This is a genomic window from Devosia sp. FJ2-5-3 (assembly GCF_029201545.1).
Lineage (GTDB): Bacteria > Pseudomonadota > Alphaproteobacteria > Rhizobiales > Devosiaceae > Devosia.
Genome location: NZ_CP104007.1, coordinates 1,571,366 through 1,589,237, shown reverse-complemented (window position 1 = coordinate 1,589,237; position 17,872 = coordinate 1,571,366). Strand labels below are relative to the sequence as shown.

Genomic DNA, 17,872 nt, shown 5'->3' with positions numbered 1-17,872 from the left:
GAGCATGCTTACTGCGATTCGGGGCCCGCTGGCTTGGCACCAAGATGGTTCTCCACCAGGCGCGTCAGCCGCTCGATCTGCTCCTGTTGCTTGAGCACGATCTGCCGGATTTCCTCCTCGCGCAGCCGGTCGAATTTGTCGTGCAGGGCCATGATCTCGATCTCGGCCTTGAGGTTGACCTCGTAGTCATGGGCCGAAACGTCGCGATCCTTGGCCGCCTGCCGGTTCTGGCTCATCATGATGACGGGCGCCTGCACGGCGGCGAGCATGGAGAGCATCAGATTGAGAAAGATGAAGGGATAGGGATCGAAGGCGCGGCTGGCCAGGAGCAGATTCGACAGCACCCAGACCACAAGCACAATTCCAAACCCGATGATGAACCCCCACGAGCCGCCGAACGTGGCAACATTGTCGGCAAGTTTTTGCCCCAGGGTCAGGCGCTCGTTGAATTCGGCGGCCGGGTCGCGCGACAGGGTGCGTCGGCTGATGGCCTGCTCGATGATGGTCCGTTCGCGCTCGGTCAGCTGGGCAGGATGCTTGCCCAGGAAGTTTTCGGCGGCGCGGGCGAACTTGCTGGTGCGATCTTGCGACATGAGGTTTTCTTCCCCGGCAGTGCGGATGAGCCAGATGCTAGCCCAGTTTGAGGCAAAGGCGCGATGCGGTAGCCTAATACCGGAGGCCATGCTGACATCCCCTGTCCGCACCTTTGCCCAGATTGGGGCGGCAAAGTGGAGCTTCCAGGAGGACATGAAAATGAGCGTTCAATATGTAAACCCGCCCAACATGCATATCAGCCCGGTATTTTCCCAAGGGATCATCCTGCCGGCCAATGCGCGGCTCCTGCTGATCGGCGGGCAGAACGCCGTAAACGCGCAAGGCGAAATGGTCGGCAAAGGCGATATCGTCAAGCAGACGGAACTGGCCCTCGACAATATGCAGAAGGTGCTGGCCGCGGCCGGGGCGGGGCTGGAGCATCTGGTGCGGACCATGATCATCATGCGCGCCGATGCCGACCTCAATGCGGCGTTCGGCGTGTGGATGAAGGTCTGGGGGCAGCGCCCCAACCCGCCGACGGTGACGGGATTGCTGGTGGCGGCCCTCGCCAATCCCGATTTCCTGATCGAGATCGAAGCGCAGGCCGTCTTGCCATGAGCCCTGCCCTGCGGCCGCTGCGCAAGCGCGAGGACATGCCCGACTTCGTGCGGGAGGCGCTTGCAGAGCGGGGGCTCATGGCCGCGTATGAGGCGCGGCCCGCCTATCAGCGCAACGATTATCTTTTGTGGATCAACAAGGTCAAAGGCGAGCAGACCAAGCGTCGCCATCTCGCACAGATGCTCGACGAACTCGAAGCCGGTGGCGTCTACATGAAGATGCGGTGGAACGGCTGAAGAGTCAGCAAGCAGACGACGGATCAGGCCAGCGTACTGTGCATTATCGTCTCGTCGCGTTCCCAGCTGTGGGAGCGGTCGATATGGGCCAGTGCCCAGGCAAAGACCTTCTGCATTCCGCGCAGGTCCCGCGCCGCGACCGCCTCTTCGAGCAATTCGTTCATGGCCATCTTTGCCGGCAGATGGCCCGACGGCCCGACGCGCTCGAATTCGACGCCGACGCCCTGCTCCACCCAGGCGCCGATCATCCCGGCAAACTCTTCCGACACGAGGAAGGAATTGAGTTCGAGAATCAGGAAGGTGACGGCATCCTCGTCCAGATGCTCGGAGCGGATGACCACGCCGCTGCGGATGGGATGCCACTCCGGACCCAGCTCCGGCAGGAAGAAATATCCGCAATAAAAGCCCCGGCAGACATCAGGCCGTACATCATAGACCGTGCAGCCCTGCCCCTCCGCACACTGGAGGCACAGCGTATTGGCCGGCTTTTGCAATTGCTCGGTTCGAATGGGCGGGAATTCGCAACAGGCCGTGCATCCCTCGCAATGTCTCTCCGCGATGACGGGCAGTGGCACGACATTCCTCCCAGGCAATGGAGGACAGACATAATCAAAGACCGTGACTTAACACCAGCCCTCGCGCCGCCCGCGCCATTGGTGGGCGAGGCCTTCGGCGACGAGGACCTCCCCGACAGACTTGCCGTTGCGCTCGACGATCCGCAGCTTGCGGCCATATTGATCCTCGTCGCGATCGATGCGGCGCATCTCGAATGGCCCCTCGGAGAGCAATTGCGCGAACCGGCTCGTGGCCTTTCGGCCCAATGCGGCTTCGGTGGGGCATTGCGGCTGGCCGATTTCAGGGGTGTTGTAATCGGCGACGCGATACTTGACGCCTTCGAGCCAGAACGTATCCCCGTCGACCACGCAGGTGCTGCGCACGGAGCCGGCGCAAACCGGAAAAGCGCGCTGTGCGATGGCGCTGGATGCGCGAGAAGAACCCAGCATCCAGTCGGCAAGGCCGGTTTCGGTGAGGGCGATTGTTGCGCCGCCCCCGACGCCGAAGGCAATGAGCATGAGCACGACAGCCGGAAGCCCCCGTCGGCGTCGCGCGCCGCGAGAAAGCTCGAGGATCTCGGACAAGCTGGCCATGGCGCCTCCGTTCAGGACGCAGAATGGGCCTTAGGTGTTAAACCTCGCTGAATCAGCATGCAGGAGTTTGCATCAAGACCCGGGGTGTCCTATATAGGGAGTGCCCGCAAGGGCTATGGCGATAAACGGTCATTGTAATAAACCCATCGGACCCGGGGGCAGTACCCGGCGTCTCCACCATCTCCTCCCCTCAAAAGGGGGAGCCACTGGGGACGAAACAGGATCGACGAGGGCGTAAAGAGTGTGCTTTTGCTCGGTGAGGTACCACCGTTATCGGTCCGAAACTTATAGTTGCAAATGACAACAATAAGGCTCCAGTCGCTCTCGCTGCGTAAGCAGTGCTAGCATTGGGAAATTAAGTCCTCCACCCCTAGCCGGGTGACAGGCGGGGTTCGCAGGCACCTGGCAACAGAAGCCTGCACTTTTCCCATGCTGCCCGCCTTGTCCTCGGCCTTTGTTCTTGAATTATCGGGGAACGTAGGGCTGATATGGGCCGTTCGGATTCGTGCCGATCGACAAGACCAAGGGACTAAAATGGCCGAAGATCATCTGCGCTACGACATACTCGCCCAGGAAGCCCTGCGCGGCGTCGTGCGCAAGGTTCTGGCCGAAGTGTCCCGCACCGGCCTGCCCGGCGAACATCATTTCTTCATTTCCTTTGCCACCCGCGCCCCCGGCGTGCGGCTGAGCGAAAAACTGCTGACCCAGTATGACAAGGAAATGACCATCGTCCTGCAGAACCAGTACTGGGACCTCAAGGTCACCGAAACCGGTTTTGAGGTTGGTCTCAGTTTCGACGGCATTCCCGAGACGCTGGTGATCCCCTTTTCGGCGATCAAGGGGTTCTTCGACCCCTCCGTGCAGTTCGGCCTGCAGTTCGATCCCGCCACCGCGCCCAATGAGGACGCAGAGACCGAAGCCAAGGCCGACGCCGCGACCGAAAAGGCCGCCAGCGGCGAGGACGCCCAGCCCGAAGCTACAGGCGAAAAGGTCGTCAGCCTCGACGCCTTCCGCAAAAAGCCCTGATTTTCCAGGAAGCGCATGCAAAAGCGCTCCTTTTCCATCGCCGGTCACCGCACATCGGTCGCGCTCGAGCCCGAATTCTGGGCCGGGCTGGAAGCGATGGCAGATGCCCGTGCGCTAAGCCTTGCCGGTCTCGTCCGCCAGGTCGATGAGGCGCGCGAAAGCACCAATCTCTCCTCGTCACTGCGACTGGCCGTGCTGGCCTGGTATCGCGACGGCGCAGCTTCGGACGCAGCTGACGCCGAGAGCATTTCACCGCGTCGTTGACGCGATAAAATCACTCCAAGTCCTTGCTTTGTCGCGCTTCCGAACCGGAAAAGTGGTGTCCACTTTTCCTGGAAGCGCTCTAGCAACATCGTTTAGCGCGGCAAATTCAGAAGATCGCTGGGAAGCACCTGGAAACCGGAAGGCGTCGGCACGCCCGTCTGGAACCCCGGCTGCAGGCCGAGATCGAGCGGCCGGTTGAGATCGGTCGGCGGCGCCGGCTGGGGCGCGATCTGTGGCTGCTGCTCGAGGCGAAGCCGCTCCTCTTCGAGGCGCTTGGCTTCTTCCTCGGCGGCACGAGCGGCCGCCGCCTCCGCAGCCTGACGGCGCTGCTCTTCGATCAACCGATTGCGTTCCTGGGCAGCGGCCCGCTGGCGGGCTTCGTCTTCGAGACGCATCGCCTCGAGCCGGTCAACTTCCAGTTCATTGGCCCGGACCTGAATGGCGGCAACCATTTCGCCGAGGTCAATTTCGACATCCGGCTCGGGCAGAGTGCCGGCGAGCCGAAGGATGATGCGCGCGGTCTCGGACTCAACGAGCCCGCTCGGGTCGACATAGCCGAACGGGGTCATGACGAAGCTGCCATTGAGGCCGAGATCGGCCAGGGTCAGATTGAGCCCCCCAGCGAGGCGCGCGCCTTCCCCCTCGACCATGAAATTGGCAAGCCGAACGATGCCGCCGGCGATCGTGAAGGCGCCCTGAGCGGTCTCGGCGACGAAATTGCTGCGCCCCAGGGCCTGGGAAATCAGGATTTCGAGCGCATCGCTCTCGGTTTCAAGGACATTTTCAAGACCGGATATGGCCGGATAGACCGCCGGATCGAGGCCGGTGAGGCGTAGGTCGGCGAGGGTGAAATTGCCCTCCCCGGTCATGGCGGCCATGGCGTCCGCCAGGCTTGCGCCCGTGCCCTCGAATTGCAGCCCGCTGCTGATCGTGCCTTCGATGCCTTCGGCGATGTTCTCGGGCAGGATTGCGGCAGCGTCGACATCGGTCAGCGTCAGCCGGCCCGACACGACCCGATCGGGCAAGGGCCCGGAGCAGCAGAGGGTGAGATCGAGCGCGGCGCTGCCACCCCCTATCGCCCCGGTGAGGCGGCTGAGCCCGATCGACTGCGGGTTCCAATTGACGTCGAAGCGGGCATTGGCAAGGCTGGCATCGCCCAGGCTGAGCTGGTCCGCCTCGACGGAAATAGTTCCCCGCGACGGCCTCTGCGCGGAGGCCCCGGCAAGCGGTCCCTCGGGCCAGACACCGTCCGTGCCGATCAACGCCGCCGGCGAGAGAATGGCCCCGGCAAGGTGCTCCGCCGCCAGATGGTCAAAACTCAAATTGCCGCTGAAATTGGGCAACTGGCCGACGGAAGCCAGCTCGATAGAGCCGCCAAAGCCGCCCACGCCGCTGACCCCGGAAATGCCGGAAAGGACAAGGCTGTTCCTGCCGGAGAAACGTAACCCCGCACTGGCCTCGAACGAGCCAAGGCCGAGACCGGAAATACCGGCGAGGCCAGCCAGGCCCGAGCCGTTCTCGACCTGCACATCGAGCGTGCCGACACCGGAGAGCTCGCCGCTGTCGGCCAGCTTCAGGGCGCCGACATAGGCGATGGTTTCTTCGCCCTGGCTGGCGGCAAGGCGGGCATCGAACCCGTCCAGTCGCGTGCCTTCGGCAAAGAGGGAAATCATGGCCGGTTCGTCAGCGGAAAACGGCGAGACATCGGCAAGGCCGAACTGCGCCATCATCCCGGCGGCGTCCTCGCCCTCGATAGAGGCCGAGAGCAGAAGATTGCCCTCGTCGACGCCGGCTAGCCCCTTTTCCATGTCGGCGCGCAGGGTCAGCGTGCCTGCGTCGGCCGTGCCATTGAGCGAGAGGATCTGGCCGCCGACCGACGAGGGCCGGGTGAGATCAAGCTCGACATCAAGCGGGAGCGACCCCGAGAGCCCCTCGCGCCAGCCATTCGGCACGCTGAAATAGTCGTAAAGCGCTGTGATGGCGGGGGCATCTGGTTGATCGAGTTTGAGGCGCCCGGCCAGCCCAAGCTGCGGCGCGCTCAGGGAGCCGCCGAGATTTGCGCTGATATCGAGCTCGGCACCGCCGAAATCGCTACTGACAATGCGCGAGAACCGCACTTCGCCGGGAACCCAGCTGCCCTCGGCGATGAGATCGGCAGCGTCGAGCCCCAGAACGCGAATGTTCTGCGTGTTCAACGCAAAGCTGCCTTGGGGAAAGCTGACGGCGAAGATATTGTCACTGGCAGGATCGGGAAACAGCGCGCCGAGCGCTGCGCTGTCCGCCACGGCGAGATCATCGAAACGCCCGACGAGATCGATCCGCGGCTCATCCCCGAAGCCGAGGCGCAGCTCGACCACATGCACCTTGCCATTGAGGGTAAGGCGGCCATGGCTGATGCCGAAGGCGTCGCCGGCAAGCATGACCTGGCCTTCGAGCCGACCCGGAACGTTGATGAGCGGGTTGTCTTCGCGGGCGCGGCGCCAGAGCAGCGAAAAGGCGTCGAGCCGGGCGCTCGCCAGTTTCAGCGTGCCATTGAAGGCCGGCCGGCCCTCGATATTGCGCGCCGTTCCGGCGAGGGAAACGCTGGTATTGCCGGGAAGCTCGGCCATGGCGCGGGAAATCTGCCAGGCCACGCCATCGAAATTGGCGTCGACGCGCACATTGCGCAGGGCGGCGCCGCGGAGGCCGATTTCGGCCAGGTCGACGCCCAGCCGCCCGGGCATGGGCGGGAGCGGCGGCGGCGGCAGTTCGGAGAGGAGGCGCACCAGTTCATAGGGCTGTTCGCCGGCCACTTCATTGGCATCGCGCGGCGGCAGGGTGAACACCCCGCCCGAAACCACGGCCTCGAAATCGCGGCGCGCGCCGAGCTGGATACTGGCCGCACCGGTCAGGCGCATGCCGGCACGGTTCTCGTCGAGCAGCAGCGTATAGCCATTGAGAACAACCCGGTCGGTCGAGGCCGTCACCTTGCTTTCGAGCACCAGATTGCCGCGGATCTCCTCGGCTGTGGCCGCAGGGGGCGGCGCCTGGCGATAGACCATGGTGCCATCGAATTTCGGCGCCATGCCTGAGGTCATCGCGCCTTCAAGGCTGAGGCTATAGGCCCCGCCGGTGCGGCCGAGGAATGCGGTGAGCCGCGCCGTGCCATCCATATCGGCAACGCTGCTGGAAAGGCGCAGATCATAGGGCGCATCCTGATAGTTCAGGCGCCCGGAAAACTGATAGGGGCCGGCAAGGCTCGACAGCCGCAAATCCCCGCTGATGGCGGAAAATGCCTGGCTTTCGCCGGAGCGCATATCGGTTACGGTAATGCGGCCATCCTCGACGCGGGCGTGATCGAGGACAACGCCGCTCCCTGCCCCCGAAAGTTCGACACCGCTGGCCAGAAGCCCGTTTTCATCGACAACCAGATTGATGACCGGCGCCCGCAAGACGAGCTGGGTGAGCTTGTACTGGTCGCGCAGGAAATCCATGAGCGCGAACTCGGCTTCTACCCCGGCAATGGTGGCGGCCGGCTGGGCGGGCGGCCCAACGACCACATCGGAGAATACGAGGCGCGGCTGGGGCAGAAGGGCAAAGTCGATATCGCCCTCGATGGTGACCTCGGCGCCCAGAACGCTCGAGGCGAGCACCTGCATGCGGTCGCGATAATCGCTCCACTGGATAAAGCGCGGCGCAAGAAACGCTCCCGCCAACGCTGCGATGGCGATCAAACCGACGACGATATAGATGCGATTGAGCACTGCCTGCGTTCTGCCCGCCAGATTCCCGCCGTGAGTGTAGGCACTTGGCGTGCCTGCGCAAGACCGGCAAGGGGCCAATCGACGCTTGCGCGTGCCGCAAAACCACTCGTGAACAAGAAAAGAACGAAATCGCCCGTCTTATTGGCGCAAAGCCGTGCGGTGACGCCTGTGCAAGGGGTCGCGCTTCTATACAGGGGGCCGCCCCGACCCTATATTGCACCCAGAACAAAATAAGATTCGTCAAGGCTTGGCCGAGCATCTGCCCCGGGTGTCAGGCCAAGGGATTTAGCGCTCATGGTCGAACCCGCCCCCCTGCACCGCCCCCAAGGCGGGCCCATCACCAGCCAGCTGCGCCGGGCGGATACGCCTGACTATCTGGCCGGCCTCAACGCAGAGCAGCGCGAAGCGGTGCTGTCGACCGAGGGGCCGCTGCTGGTGCTGGCCGGCGCCGGCACGGGCAAGACGCGGGTGCTGACGACGCGCATTGCACACATCCTCAACCAGCGCATGGCCTGGGGCAGCCAGATCCTGGCGGTGACCTTCACCAACAAGGCCGCCAGCGAAATGAAGCGGCGCATCCACGAGATCGTGCCCAATTTCGACGGCCTGCCCTGGATGGGCACGTTCCACTCGGTGTCGGCGCGGATCCTGCGCAGCCATGCCGAACTGGTGGATTTGAAGCCGGCATTTACAATTCTGGATACGGACGACCAGATCCGGCTGATCAAGCAATTGCTGGCGGCCGAGAATATCGACGAGAAGCGCTGGCCCGCCCGGCAGTTCGCCGGCATGCTGGACGCCTGGAAGAACCGCGGCTGGCTGCCCAAGGACGTGCCGGCCAGCGATAGCGGCTATTTTGCCAATGGCAAGGGCGGCAAGCTCTATTACGATTACCAGGCGCGGCTGAAGACGCTGAACGCTGCCGATTTCGGCGATCTGCTGCTCGAATGTATCCGGCTGTTCCGCGAGAATCCGGAAGTGCTGGCCGAATATCACCGCAAGTTCAAATACATGCTGGTGGACGAATACCAGGACAGTAACACCGCCCAATATCTGTGGCTGCGGCTGCTGGCACAGGGCAAGCCGGCTCCGGAAGCCAATATCTGCGTGGTGGGCGACGACGACCAGTCGATCTATGGCTGGCGCGGCGCCGAGGTGGACAACATCCTGCGTTTCGAGAAGGATTTTCCCGGCGCCAAGGTGATCAAGCTCGAGCGCAATTACCGCTCGACCGCGAATATCCTCAAGGCCGCTTCGACCCTGATCGCCAATAATGAAGGCCGGCTGGGCAAGACGCTGCACACCGACATTGCCGAGGGCGGCGAGCTGGTCTCGTTCACCCAGGTCTATGACAGCGAGGAAGAAGCGCGCACGATCGGCGACGAGATCGAGCAATATCACCGCGCCGGCGAACCGCTCAATTCCATGGCCATCCTCGTGCGCGCCTCCTTCCAGATGCGCGAATTCGAAGAGCGTTTCATCACGCTGGGGCTCAATTATCGCGTCGTCGGCGGCCCGCGCTTTTACGAGCGCAAGGAAATCCGCGATGCGCTGGCCTATCTGCGCCTTGTGGCACAGCCGGCGGACGATCTCGCCTTCGAGCGCATCATCAACGTGCCCAAGCGCGGCCTTGGCGACACCACCGTCAACATGCTGACGGCGACGGCCAGGCATCAGAACATTCCTCTCCTCGCCTCGACGCGGATGATGGTCGAGACGGAGGATCTGAAACCCAAGCAGCGCAGCACGCTGCGCAGTCTCGTCACCCAGTTCGATGACTGGTCCTATCGCTCACAGAACCTTCCGCCCTACCAGCTGGTCGAGCAGATCCTCGAAGAGAGCGGTTATATGGACATGCTGGCGGCCGACAAATCCGCCGAATCCGAGGGGCGCAAGGAAAACCTCAAGGAACTCAGCCGCTCGATGGAGGAGTTCGAGACCCTCGGCGGCTTCCTCGAACACATCTCGCTAGTGATGGACCGCGACAGCGCCGACGCCAGCGATGCCGTCACCATCATGACGCTGCACTCGGCCAAGGGGCTGGAATTCAACACCGTGTTCCTGCCTGGCTGGGAGGATGGCACCTTCCCGAGCCAACGCTCGATGGACGAAAGCGGTCGCGCCGGACTCGAGGAAGAACGCCGTCTCGGCTATGTCGGCATTACCCGCGGCCGCAAGCGCGTGCGCATTTCGGCGGCGCAGAACCGGCGCATCCATGGCCTCTGGCAATCGGCCATTCCCAGCCGCTTCATCGACGAACTGCCGGCCGACGCGGTGGAAGTGACCGATCGCGGCTCGGCCTATGGCGGCTATAGCTATGGCGGGGGCGCGGCCAGCCGCTTCAACAAGGCCGATCCGTTCGAGAGCGTCTACGAAACGCCCGGCTGGCAGCGCGCCCGCGCCAACCAGGCCAGCCGCAAGGGCGGCGGGCCCATGACCATCGAAGGCGAACTGGTGGCGCGCTCGGTCGATCTCGGCGGCCAGTCGAGCGGCTTTGCCCTCGGCGACCGCGTGTTCCACCTCAAATTCGGATATGGCGAAGTCATTACCATCGAAGGCAACAAGCTGACCATCGACTTTGAAAAGGCAGGCACCAAGAAGGTCTTGGAGAGCTTTGTGAAGAAGGGATGAGCGCTCCCAAGAGGATAGTATAGGGCCACTCTTGCCTTTTACCCTGAGCGCCCCACATGCTGGGGAGCAAACAGGAGGGCCGCCATGATCATTTCGACCACCCCCACACTCGAAGGCCGGGTCATTCGGGAATATCTCGGCATTGCCACGGGCGAGGTGATCGTCGGGGCCAATATCTTCAAGGATCTGTTTGCCGGGATTCGCGACATTGTCGGGGGCCGCGCCGGTGCCTATGAGGGTGCGCTCCGCGATGCGCGGCGGCAGGCCTTTCTCGAGCTTGAAGCCGAAGCCAAGCGCATGGGCGCGGACGCCGTGGTGGGGACCGACATCGATTATGAGGTGGTCGGCCAGGGCGGTTCCATGCTTATGGTCTCGGTATCGGGAACAGCCGTACGCCTTTCATAGCAAGCAGTTAACCACGCGTATTCACTCCTTGTCAGCCCGACGCATGCCAAATTAAGGCACTGCGGAGAGAATGGCCGTGTTTCGAATTCAACACCTTCAGTGGCTGGGAGCAGCAGTGGTGGCCTTTGGCTGCCTGCTCCTTGGCGGCGCCGCCATTCTCACCAATTTCAACGATTTCAAGCGCTCCAGCCATGGCGCCGAGGAACTCCGCATCTTCGTCACCGTGCTCGACGCGGCCAATGCTATTTCGGCCGAGCGCGGACCGGCCAATGTGGCGATGGCGGCGAGGCCCTCCGATTTAGCGAGGGCACAGGCCAACCTTGCCGAGAGCCGGGCACAGACCGACGCCAATGTGGCCATCATGATCGAGGCGCTGACCCTGCATCATTCGGGCGACGAAGACAGACTGACCGTTATCGGCGAGGTGCTGGAAAGCCTGCAGATCGGCCGCCGCGCGGTGGATGACGTCATTGCCGTGCCGCTGGCGGAGCGGACGACCCAGCACGTGCCGCAGGCGATCATGGCGATGTTTCGCGCTGCCGACAGCGCCGCCGACCTGCGCAACGAGGTCAGCGGACATCTGGTGCCGATGACGCCCCAGATCGCCGGGGAAGTGCTGCTGGCCAGCAGCGCCAGCGCCCTGCGCGAACAGGCCGGACGCCTTGGATCCTATGTGGTCATGACGCTGGTTGCCCCGCGCGACGAAGACGCCAATTATGCGCTCTTGATGGACAAGACCAACGCCATCATCCTCAATCTGTGGGAGAGCGGGCTCAGCAATGCCGGGCTGTTTACCGGCAGTGAGGCCATTTCCGCGCTGGTGGAGCGGGTAGAGCTGGACTATCTCAGCGACGCCATGCCCATGGCCATCGCCACCGCCCATATCATGGGGCCGACCAATGGCATGTCGGGCGGCTCGTTCACCGATCAATATGTGCCCGGAATGGCCAGCCTCGTGGGCCTGCGCAGCGAACTGGTGGATTTCTCGCTCAAAACCCTGGAAACCCGCCGGCTCCAGGCGCGGCAGGCCATGATCAATTCGGCGCTTCTGAGCGCGCTGGTCATATCGGTGCTGGTCGGCGTGGCCGTGATGTTCCGCCGCGGGCTGTTCATGCCCCTCCTCGACCTGCATGGCGAGGTGGTCGCCCTGGCCAGCGGGGATCTCGGCGCACCGCGCCAGGCACTGCACGCCGCGCGCGAGGTCAATGACATCTTCGAGGGCCTGGCCATTCTGCGCGAGAACCAGCGCGAAAAACGTCGCCTCGAAGACCGGCAGCGCCAGCTCAACCTTCGGTTGAAGCGACTGTCTGAAACGGACACGCTTACCGGCCTGCTCAACCGCAGGGCGTTGATGCAGCGGGTCGACGTGCTGTTCCGCCGCGCGCAGATCACGGGCGAAGACATGGCGGTGGTGCTCTTCGACATCGACCATTTCAAGAGCGTCAACGACACGCATGGCCATTCGGTGGGCGATGAAGTGCTGGCCGGCGTGGCGCGTGAGATTGCTCATCTGATCCGCCCCGGCGATGCCTTTGCCCGGCTGGGCGGCGAGGAATTCGTCATCGTTCTCCGCCGCGTCGACCTCGAGACGGCGTTGCATCTTGTCACCCGGTTCAAGACCCAGCTGCACCGCAAGGCGGTCCAGCGCCCGCTCCAACTCAGGATCACCGCCAGTTTCGGAATTGCCATGCGCGTCGCCACCTCGGGCGAAACCTGGGACGAGATCTTCCGTCGCGCGGACAAGCATCTCTATGCTGCCAAGCATGCCGGCCGCGACCGCATCGTCAGCGACGAGGCAAAGCCGGGAGCCCAGCGCATCGCGTGATTTGTCGCGCCCTCTTCGCGCGCATTGACTTGGCCTTTGGCGCAGGCAACAAGGGCGCAAACCCATAAAGGATGCCCGCCATGTCCGTCGACCAGCTCTCCATTGCCCTCACCAAAGAGCAGGCCTATGCGCTCGTCGATGCCGTCATGGAGCGGGACGATCTGGCCCTGACCGCTTCCGCCCACGAGAACGAAGAGACCGGCGAGTGGATTTTCGAGGCCACCTGCGACAGCCCGCCCGATATCGACGCGTTCAATGAGTTGGCCCAGCAGGTGCTCGGCGGCGCGGTGGAATTTTCGGTGGAGACACTCGACCCCAATGTGAACTGGGTCGCCAAATCCCTCGAAGGGCTGGCTCCGGTGATCGCCGGGGGCTTCTATGTGTATGGAAGCCACGAAACCAGCCCCATCCCCGAGGGCCTGACGCCGATGAAGATCGACGCTGCGCAGGCTTTTGGCACCGGCCACCACGAAACCACCACGGGATGCCTCGAGGCCATCGAAGCGCTGCTGCAGCGGGAAACGCCGCGGAACATGATCGATGTCGGCACCGGCACCGGCGTTCTCGCGATCGCGCTGGCCAAGCGTGTCGGTGTCAATGTTCTGGCCACCGACATCGACCCGGTGGCGGTGACGACGACGGAAGAAAACGCGCGCGACAATGACGTTGCGGACCTGATTGACGCGCTCGAAGCCACCGGCCTCGACCACGAAGCGATCACCGCCCGCGCGCCCTATGATTTGGTGGTGGCCAATATCCTCGCCGGTCCGCTGACCGAACTGGCGCCGGGCATGGGCGGGATCACCCGGCAGGGCGGCACCGCGATCCTCTCGGGGATTCTCAACACCCAGGCGGACGGCGTCATCGCCGCCTATATCACCGCAGGCTTTGCGCTGGTGGATCATCTCAAGCGCAAGGAATGGACGACGCTGGTGCTCGAAAAGCGCTGAGCGAGAGGATTGCACAGGCTGGCTTCCCTCGGGCTTGACCCGAGGGGCTCTATCCACGCGCGAAACTCTTCTGCTGGGGCTCACGGAGTGGCCCTCGGGTCGAGCCCGAGGGCAGCGCGGTGATTGGCTGCCAACTCAATTAAGCCACGCCCCTCATCCAGCGTCATTGCCGGCTTGTCGGGGCAACCCCACCTCCAAAAAAGCAAAATCCCCGAAGCGGGCTCCGGGGATCGGTCAGATCGTCAGCGATGCAGGCAGCCTTACGGGCGCTTGGTAATCGCACCGATCAGCTGATGCTGCATGCGGTAGTTGATCTGGCGGGTAGCTTCGCGACCACGGGCGTCGATAAGGCCACCCAATGCGTTGCGGAAACCGTTCTTATTCTCAGCCATCATCTACTCCATGCGACGGGGGTCTGTTGCCATCCGTCAAAGCTTGTTTACGCTGTTCGCTCGCCCAGTGTTAGGGCTGTCTGGGCAGACCAGCCATGCCCAATCTGCAGGGCGTGATTAACGCGCCAGCTTCCTGGCCGCATCGTGCCCGTGATCGCGATCATACTGTGCAAGATAGCGCTGGGCCTGACGCGTACGGCCTTCAACAATCGAATTGAGCGCGCGCTGGAAGAAATTGTTTCCCTTGTTCATTTTCCGTCTCCTGATCTCTGCCGATGAGATAGTGTTCTTTGAGCGCGAGGAGTAGCGCCACAACCACAAGCCAGCCATGCCTGCACTGCAGCCCGGCACCGGGAAGATTTCAATGAGCACAGCCAGTTTCGCCCCTGCACTATTCCAGAGCTTTGAGGAAAAGAGCGATCCCAGCCATGTTGCGCCGCGCCTGGCCGCCCTGCGCCAGGCGATGAAGGAGGCGGGCGTGGATGCTTTCCTCATCCCCCGCGCCGACGCCCATCGCGGCGAGTCCGTACCGGCGAGCGAGGCGCGCCTGGCCTATATCACCGGCTTTACCGGTTCGGCGGGCATGGCGCTGGTGACGGCCGACAAGGCCCATCTTTTCATCGACAGCCGCTATACGCTGCAGGCGCCCGCCCAGACCGACACCAGCCTTGTCGAGGTGCATGAAGTGCCCAGCATGAGCTTTGACCTCAAACCCTATATCGGCGCGGGAAACGTGCTCGCCTATGACCCATGGCTGCATACGCCCGGCGGCGTGCGCGACATGGAAGAGCGGCTCAAGGGCCATGCCAGGATCGTGCCGCACGCCAATCTGGTGGACAGCGTGTGGGAAGACCGCCCTGCCCCGCCCGTCAGCACGATCGAATTTCTCGGCCACAACCGCGCCGGAAAGACGGCGAGCGACAAGATCGAGGAGATTCAATCATCGCTGGCTGCCGACGGCGCCGATGCGGCGGTGCTGACGCTGCCCGAATCGATCTGCTGGCTGTTCAACATGCGCGGCCGCGACGTGCCCAACACGCCCTTCGTTCTGGGCTTTGCCCTGGTGCCGGCCGAGGGGGCGCCCGTGCTCTATCTCGACCCGGCCAAGATCACGCCGGAACTTGAACGCGCGCTGGATGGCATTGCAAGCGTTGCCGCAAGCGAGGATCTGCCCGCCGCGCTCGAGGGGCTCGGCAAGGCCGGCAAGTCCGTGCTGGTCGACCCCGATTCAGCGCCCATGGCCGTCGCCGACAGCCTGAGCAAGGCGGGCGCCAGGCTCGTGGAAAAACGCGACCCGGTACTGCTGCCCAAATCGCGCAAGAACGAGGCCGAGCTGGCCGGCATGCGCGAAGCGCATCGGCTCGATGGCGTCGCCATGGCCAAGTTTCTCCACTGGTTCGACAGCGAAGCGCCCAAGGGCGAATTGACCGAGATCGGCATCGTGACGGCGTTCGAGGCCTTCCGCCGCGAGGAAGAGACCTGTGTCGACGCCAGTTTCGACACCATTTCCGGGGCCGGGCCGAACGGGGCAATCGTCCACTACCGCGTGACCAACAAGACCGATCGCCGCCTCAACCCGGGCGAGCTGATGCTGGTCGACAGCGGCGCGCAATATCTCTCGGGAACGACGGACATTACCCGCACGCTCTCGACCGGTTCGACCACGCCGGAGCAGAGGGATCGCTATACGCGCGTGCTCAAGGGCATGATCGCCATTTCCATGGCGCGCTTCCCCCGCGGCACCAGCGGCGCCCAGTTGGACATTCTGGCGCGGCAATTCCTCTGGGCCGATGGCGTGACCTATAACCATGGCACCGGCCACGGCGTCGGCGCCTTCCTTGGCGTGCATGAAGGGCCGATAGGCATTTCGCCGCGCTATCCCCTGCCTCTTGAGGCGGGCAATATCATTTCCAACGAGCCGGGCTACTACAAGGCCGGGGAATATGGCATCCGCATCGAAAACCTCATCGTGGTGCAGGAGGCCGAGGCCTTTCCGGGCTATTTCGATTTCGAGACACTGACCCTTGCGCCCATCGACACGCGGCTGATCGATCTCGCCCTGCTGACCACAGCCGAGCGCGACTGGCTCAACGCATTCCATGCCCGCGTGTGGAAGGAAGTCGGCCCGCTGGTGAGCGGCGCGGTCAAGACCTGGCTCGAACAGGCGATCAAGGCGATCTAGCGCCCGATATCAGAATACCCCCACCCCTTAGTCCCTCCCCACAAGGGGAGGGAGACGCAGGGGACGATGTTCTGGTGAGTAGAAACGCTGGCTTGGCGCGTCTGATCGCGGCAGGCCGGGCGAAAAAACCTCAGCCGCCGCTGGCTTCTTCGAAAATCTCGCTCAGACGGTATTCGCGACCGGGCGATATCGAGGTGACATCATCGATGCGCCAACCATTGTCTTCGAAGACAAGGTCATAGATCAGCTCGGTCGGCTCGCCGAAATTGGTGAAGTGAACCTCTGCCGTGGCGACATCGCCGGAGATATCGCTCTCGACAATCTCGAAATTGTCGATGTCGAAATCCTGCCCGTTCACATAGGGATCAAAGCCCAGCGCGCCCATTTCGCCGTCCGGCGTATTGGCCTCGTCCTGCTCATAGAGGCCCTGCAGGGCAGCGGACCGGAAGATGGATTCGTCCTCGGCGAAATCGCCGGAAAAATAAGGCTCATAGAAAGCCTCGAGGAGCGCCTCGGGGCTGGCATAGGGCTGGGCGGAAACGGCAGAGGCGATCCCGAGCAGAAATCCGAAGGCGAGTGCGACGCGACGCATGATGCGGCTCCTCAAGGCGTGTGGGCGGATTATGAACCGGCTCAGTTGAACCACAACACGAAATTGGGCCAGGAATCGCCAAAGACGCGATTGCCCTGGGCAAAACTGTCGGCATCGGCCACCGGGCCATCGGCCAGGAATGGCAACGCTGCGTGGCCGGCGAACAGCATGACGAGATCGGTTTCCTCCGCTGTTTCGAAAAACGCCTTGAGGTCAAAACCCTGGCGAAAGCGCCAGTGCGGCAGGAGCAACTCGCCCTCGAGGATCGTGTCGAGCGTGTCAAGGGTCGCGAGCCACGCCTCGACCACCTCATCGGTGACGGCGTGCTCGGGGATGATCGAGGTCTGGCGTGGCGAGGGCACGAGTTCACGCTCATCGTCGGTTTCGGCCAGGATCGCATCCCAATTGCGGCGCGACAGGCTGGTGATTTCGAGCAATCGCTCGCGCACGCCACTCAGCCGCTCGCGATCCACCACGGGGAAAGACATTTTGTGAATGGCAGCGACGATATCGGCGATGGCGGAATCGCTTTCCGCATCGAGCATCAGCGTGCCGCCGCGCGAATAATCCTGCATCGGCAGCCCGGCCTTGGGAAAGGCGCGGTGAAGATAGGCGTCGTAAAAGCCGGAGATGTCGTGGGCGAGGATGAAATCGAGCGGCGCCCCGGCGATCTGGGTGTAGCCGGCAAACCAGAATGCATCGGCGCGATCAAAGCCGACCGTGCTGCCGGGCTGCGGTGACTTGGTCTTGGTCTTGCCCCCGGGAGCAGGATCGGGCGTCGGGATCTCGACGAACTCTCCGGCCGAATTGAGCAAGGCGTCCAGGGTTTCGCCGGGGCCCGCCACGCCGTCGCCATCGAAATCGATGCGAACCTTCAGTGGATCGATGCGGATGACATAATCGCCGCTCTCGCTGGCGCGCAGGAAGGCAGCGCGGGTCTGGTCGAGATCGGCAAGGAAATCCTCGAGCATCTGGCGCAGCTGGTCGTAGCTGAGCGGTTCGGGGTCGGGATTGGACGGCTGAGAGATGTCCCCACCCATGCCGAGGCCCAGCAGCATGGCAGCGGCGGGCACGGACGGCGTGGCGGCGCCATAGCGATAGAGGTCTTCGGCAAGGCCCTCATAGGCGAGCACGAGGGAATACATGGCCTCGGCAAAGCAGGCTTCGCTGTCGCCGGCCTCGCAGGCGGTCGCCGCCCCGGAAAACCCTTCGGCGGACGTGCCGGCATAGAGGTGCTGCACCAGAGCGTCGCCTGCTTCCCCCGCGACAGCCACACCTGGCAGCATGGCCGCAGCCAGTGCCCAGCCGATAACTCTGCCCATAAAT

At 63.4% G+C, this 17,872-nt stretch carries 17 protein-coding genes and 1 other RNA gene; 10 read left to right on the top strand and 8 right to left on the bottom strand.

The features are described 5' to 3' along the window. Nucleotides 1-8 precede the first annotated feature (8 nt). Entirely contained in the window at nucleotides 9-593 is a 585-nt protein-coding gene (locus N0P34_RS07600) for a DUF1003 domain-containing protein (protein ID WP_275606942.1), read from the bottom strand. 160 nt (nucleotides 594-753) lie between these two features. Here N0P34_RS07600 and N0P34_RS07595 point away from each other — a divergent pair, with 160 nt between their 5' ends. Both N0P34_RS07595 and N0P34_RS07590 read left to right on the top strand, forming a co-directional pair. Then, nucleotides 754-1,152 (top strand): RidA family protein, encoded by a 399-nt coding sequence (locus N0P34_RS07595; protein WP_275606411.1) that lies wholly within the window; start codon nucleotides 754-756, stop codon nucleotides 1,150-1,152. Beyond that, nucleotides 1,149-1,388 carry a YdeI/OmpD-associated family protein gene (locus N0P34_RS07590; protein WP_275606410.1) on the top strand — a complete coding sequence of 80 codons (240 nt, stop codon included), beginning with the start codon at nucleotides 1,149-1,151 and terminating at the stop codon, nucleotides 1,386-1,388. Before N0P34_RS07595 ends, N0P34_RS07590 begins: the two co-directional genes overlap by 4 nt. Before the next feature lie 23 nt (nucleotides 1,389-1,411). Here N0P34_RS07590 and N0P34_RS07585 read toward each other — a convergent pair whose 3' ends face one another. Together N0P34_RS07585 and N0P34_RS07580 are read right to left on the bottom strand one after the other, a co-directional pair. Beyond that, a complete protein-coding gene (locus tag N0P34_RS07585; protein WP_275606409.1) occupies nucleotides 1,412-1,963 on the bottom strand; it encodes a hypothetical protein in 552 nt (183 codons plus the stop codon). A gap of 48 nt (nucleotides 1,964-2,011) precedes the next feature. Next, nucleotides 2,012-2,536 (bottom strand): thermonuclease family protein, encoded by a 525-nt coding sequence (locus N0P34_RS07580; protein ID WP_275606408.1) that lies wholly within the window; start codon nucleotides 2,534-2,536, stop codon nucleotides 2,012-2,014. 63 nt (nucleotides 2,537-2,599) lie between these two features. On the opposite strand from N0P34_RS07580, the gene ssrA reads away from it, so the two are divergent. From ssrA to N0P34_RS07565, 3 genes are all read left to right on the top strand, one after another. Further along, nucleotides 2,600-2,959: a transfer-messenger RNA gene (gene ssrA, locus N0P34_RS07575) on the top strand. 111 nt (nucleotides 2,960-3,070) lie between these two features. After that, on the top strand, nucleotides 3,071-3,562 hold the full coding sequence (locus tag N0P34_RS07570) for an SspB family protein (RefSeq protein WP_275606407.1): 492 nt from the start codon (nucleotides 3,071-3,073) through the stop codon (nucleotides 3,560-3,562). Between the two features lie 15 nt (nucleotides 3,563-3,577). Further along, nucleotides 3,578-3,826: a ribbon-helix-helix domain-containing protein gene (locus N0P34_RS07565; protein WP_275606406.1), complete on the top strand. Its 249-nt coding sequence runs from the start codon at nucleotides 3,578-3,580 to the stop codon at nucleotides 3,824-3,826. Between the two features lie 92 nt (nucleotides 3,827-3,918). Here the strand turns inward: N0P34_RS07565 and N0P34_RS07560 are convergent, their stop codons facing one another. Beyond that, on the bottom strand, nucleotides 3,919-7,569 hold the full coding sequence (locus tag N0P34_RS07560; RefSeq protein WP_275606405.1) for an AsmA-like C-terminal region-containing protein: 3,651 nt from the start codon (nucleotides 7,567-7,569) through the stop codon (nucleotides 3,919-3,921). Between the two features lie 294 nt (nucleotides 7,570-7,863). Between N0P34_RS07560 and N0P34_RS07555 the strand changes: the two genes are divergently transcribed. The 4 genes from N0P34_RS07555 to N0P34_RS07540 all read left to right on the top strand — a co-directional run bounded on the left by N0P34_RS07555 (nucleotide 7,864) and on the right by N0P34_RS07540 (nucleotide 13,380). Next, complete coding sequence (locus tag N0P34_RS07555) at nucleotides 7,864-10,200, top strand: UvrD-helicase domain-containing protein (protein WP_275606404.1); 2,337 nt, start codon at nucleotides 7,864-7,866, stop codon at nucleotides 10,198-10,200. 84 nt (nucleotides 10,201-10,284) lie between these two features. Beyond that, nucleotides 10,285-10,605 carry a heavy metal-binding domain-containing protein gene (locus N0P34_RS07550; protein ID WP_275606403.1) on the top strand — a complete coding sequence of 107 codons (321 nt, stop codon included), beginning with the start codon at nucleotides 10,285-10,287 and terminating at the stop codon, nucleotides 10,603-10,605. Nucleotides 10,606-10,681: 76 nt separating this feature from the next. Beyond that, nucleotides 10,682-12,430 (top strand): GGDEF domain-containing protein, encoded by a 1,749-nt coding sequence (locus N0P34_RS07545; protein WP_275606402.1) that lies wholly within the window; start codon nucleotides 10,682-10,684, stop codon nucleotides 12,428-12,430. Nucleotides 12,431-12,510: 80 nt separating this feature from the next. Continuing rightward, nucleotides 12,511-13,380, top strand: coding sequence for a 50S ribosomal protein L11 methyltransferase (locus N0P34_RS07540; protein WP_275606401.1), 870 nt, complete (start codon nucleotides 12,511-12,513; stop codon nucleotides 13,378-13,380). A 260-nt stretch (nucleotides 13,381-13,640) separates the two neighbouring features. Here N0P34_RS07540 and N0P34_RS07535 read toward each other — a convergent pair whose 3' ends face one another. Further along, on the bottom strand, nucleotides 13,641-13,772 hold the full coding sequence (locus N0P34_RS07535) for a hypothetical protein (protein WP_275606400.1): 132 nt from the start codon (nucleotides 13,770-13,772) through the stop codon (nucleotides 13,641-13,643). Between the two features lie 117 nt (nucleotides 13,773-13,889). Beyond that, nucleotides 13,890-14,024: a hypothetical protein gene (locus N0P34_RS07530; RefSeq protein WP_275606399.1), complete on the bottom strand. Its 135-nt coding sequence runs from the start codon at nucleotides 14,022-14,024 to the stop codon at nucleotides 13,890-13,892. 112 nt (nucleotides 14,025-14,136) lie between these two features. Here N0P34_RS07530 and N0P34_RS07525 point away from each other — a divergent pair, with 112 nt between their 5' ends. Beyond that, nucleotides 14,137-15,954, top strand: a complete 1,818-nt coding sequence (locus N0P34_RS07525; protein ID WP_275606398.1) for an aminopeptidase P family protein — start codon at nucleotides 14,137-14,139, stop codon at nucleotides 15,952-15,954. A gap of 130 nt (nucleotides 15,955-16,084) precedes the next feature. Here N0P34_RS07525 and N0P34_RS07520 read toward each other — a convergent pair whose 3' ends face one another. Then, entirely contained in the window at nucleotides 16,085-16,546 is a 462-nt protein-coding gene (locus tag N0P34_RS07520; protein ID WP_275606397.1) for a hypothetical protein, read from the bottom strand. Nucleotides 16,547-16,587: 41 nt separating this feature from the next. After that, nucleotides 16,588-17,868: a hypothetical protein gene (locus tag N0P34_RS07515; RefSeq protein ID WP_275606396.1), complete on the bottom strand. Its 1,281-nt coding sequence runs from the start codon at nucleotides 17,866-17,868 to the stop codon at nucleotides 16,588-16,590. Between the last annotated feature and the right edge of the window lie 4 nt (nucleotides 17,869-17,872).

Bases quoted from the DNA above. Each gene is read 5' to 3' on its own strand.
- N0P34_RS07600 (WP_275606942.1), bottom strand. From the start codon at position 593: ATGTCGCAAGATCGCACCAGCAAGTTCGCCCGCGCCGCCGAAAACTTC.
- N0P34_RS07595 (WP_275606411.1), top strand. From the start codon at position 754: ATGAGCGTTCAATATGTAAACCCGCCCAACATGCATATCAGCCCGGTA.
- N0P34_RS07590 (WP_275606410.1), top strand. From the start codon at position 1,149: ATGAGCCCTGCCCTGCGGCCGCTGCGCAAGCGCGAGGACATGCCCGAC.
- N0P34_RS07580 (WP_275606408.1), bottom strand. From the start codon at position 2,536: ATGGCCAGCTTGTCCGAGATCCTCGAGCTTTCTCGCGGCGCGCGACGC.
- N0P34_RS07570 (WP_275606407.1), top strand. From the start codon at position 3,071: ATGGCCGAAGATCATCTGCGCTACGACATACTCGCCCAGGAAGCCCTG.
- N0P34_RS07565 (WP_275606406.1), top strand. From the start codon at position 3,578: ATGCAAAAGCGCTCCTTTTCCATCGCCGGTCACCGCACATCGGTCGCG.
- N0P34_RS07555 (WP_275606404.1), top strand. From the start codon at position 7,864: ATGGTCGAACCCGCCCCCCTGCACCGCCCCCAAGGCGGGCCCATCACC.
- N0P34_RS07550 (WP_275606403.1), top strand. From the start codon at position 10,285: ATGATCATTTCGACCACCCCCACACTCGAAGGCCGGGTCATTCGGGAA.
- N0P34_RS07540 (WP_275606401.1), top strand. From the start codon at position 12,511: ATGTCCGTCGACCAGCTCTCCATTGCCCTCACCAAAGAGCAGGCCTAT.
- N0P34_RS07535 (WP_275606400.1), bottom strand. From the start codon at position 13,772: ATGGCTGAGAATAAGAACGGTTTCCGCAACGCATTGGGTGGCCTTATC.
- N0P34_RS07530 (WP_275606399.1), bottom strand. From the start codon at position 14,024: ATGAACAAGGGAAACAATTTCTTCCAGCGCGCGCTCAATTCGATTGTT.
- N0P34_RS07525 (WP_275606398.1), top strand. From the start codon at position 14,137: ATGAGCACAGCCAGTTTCGCCCCTGCACTATTCCAGAGCTTTGAGGAA.
- N0P34_RS07520 (WP_275606397.1), bottom strand. From the start codon at position 16,546: ATGCGTCGCGTCGCACTCGCCTTCGGATTTCTGCTCGGGATCGCCTCT.
- N0P34_RS07515 (WP_275606396.1), bottom strand. From the start codon at position 17,868: ATGGGCAGAGTTATCGGCTGGGCACTGGCTGCGGCCATGCTGCCAGGT.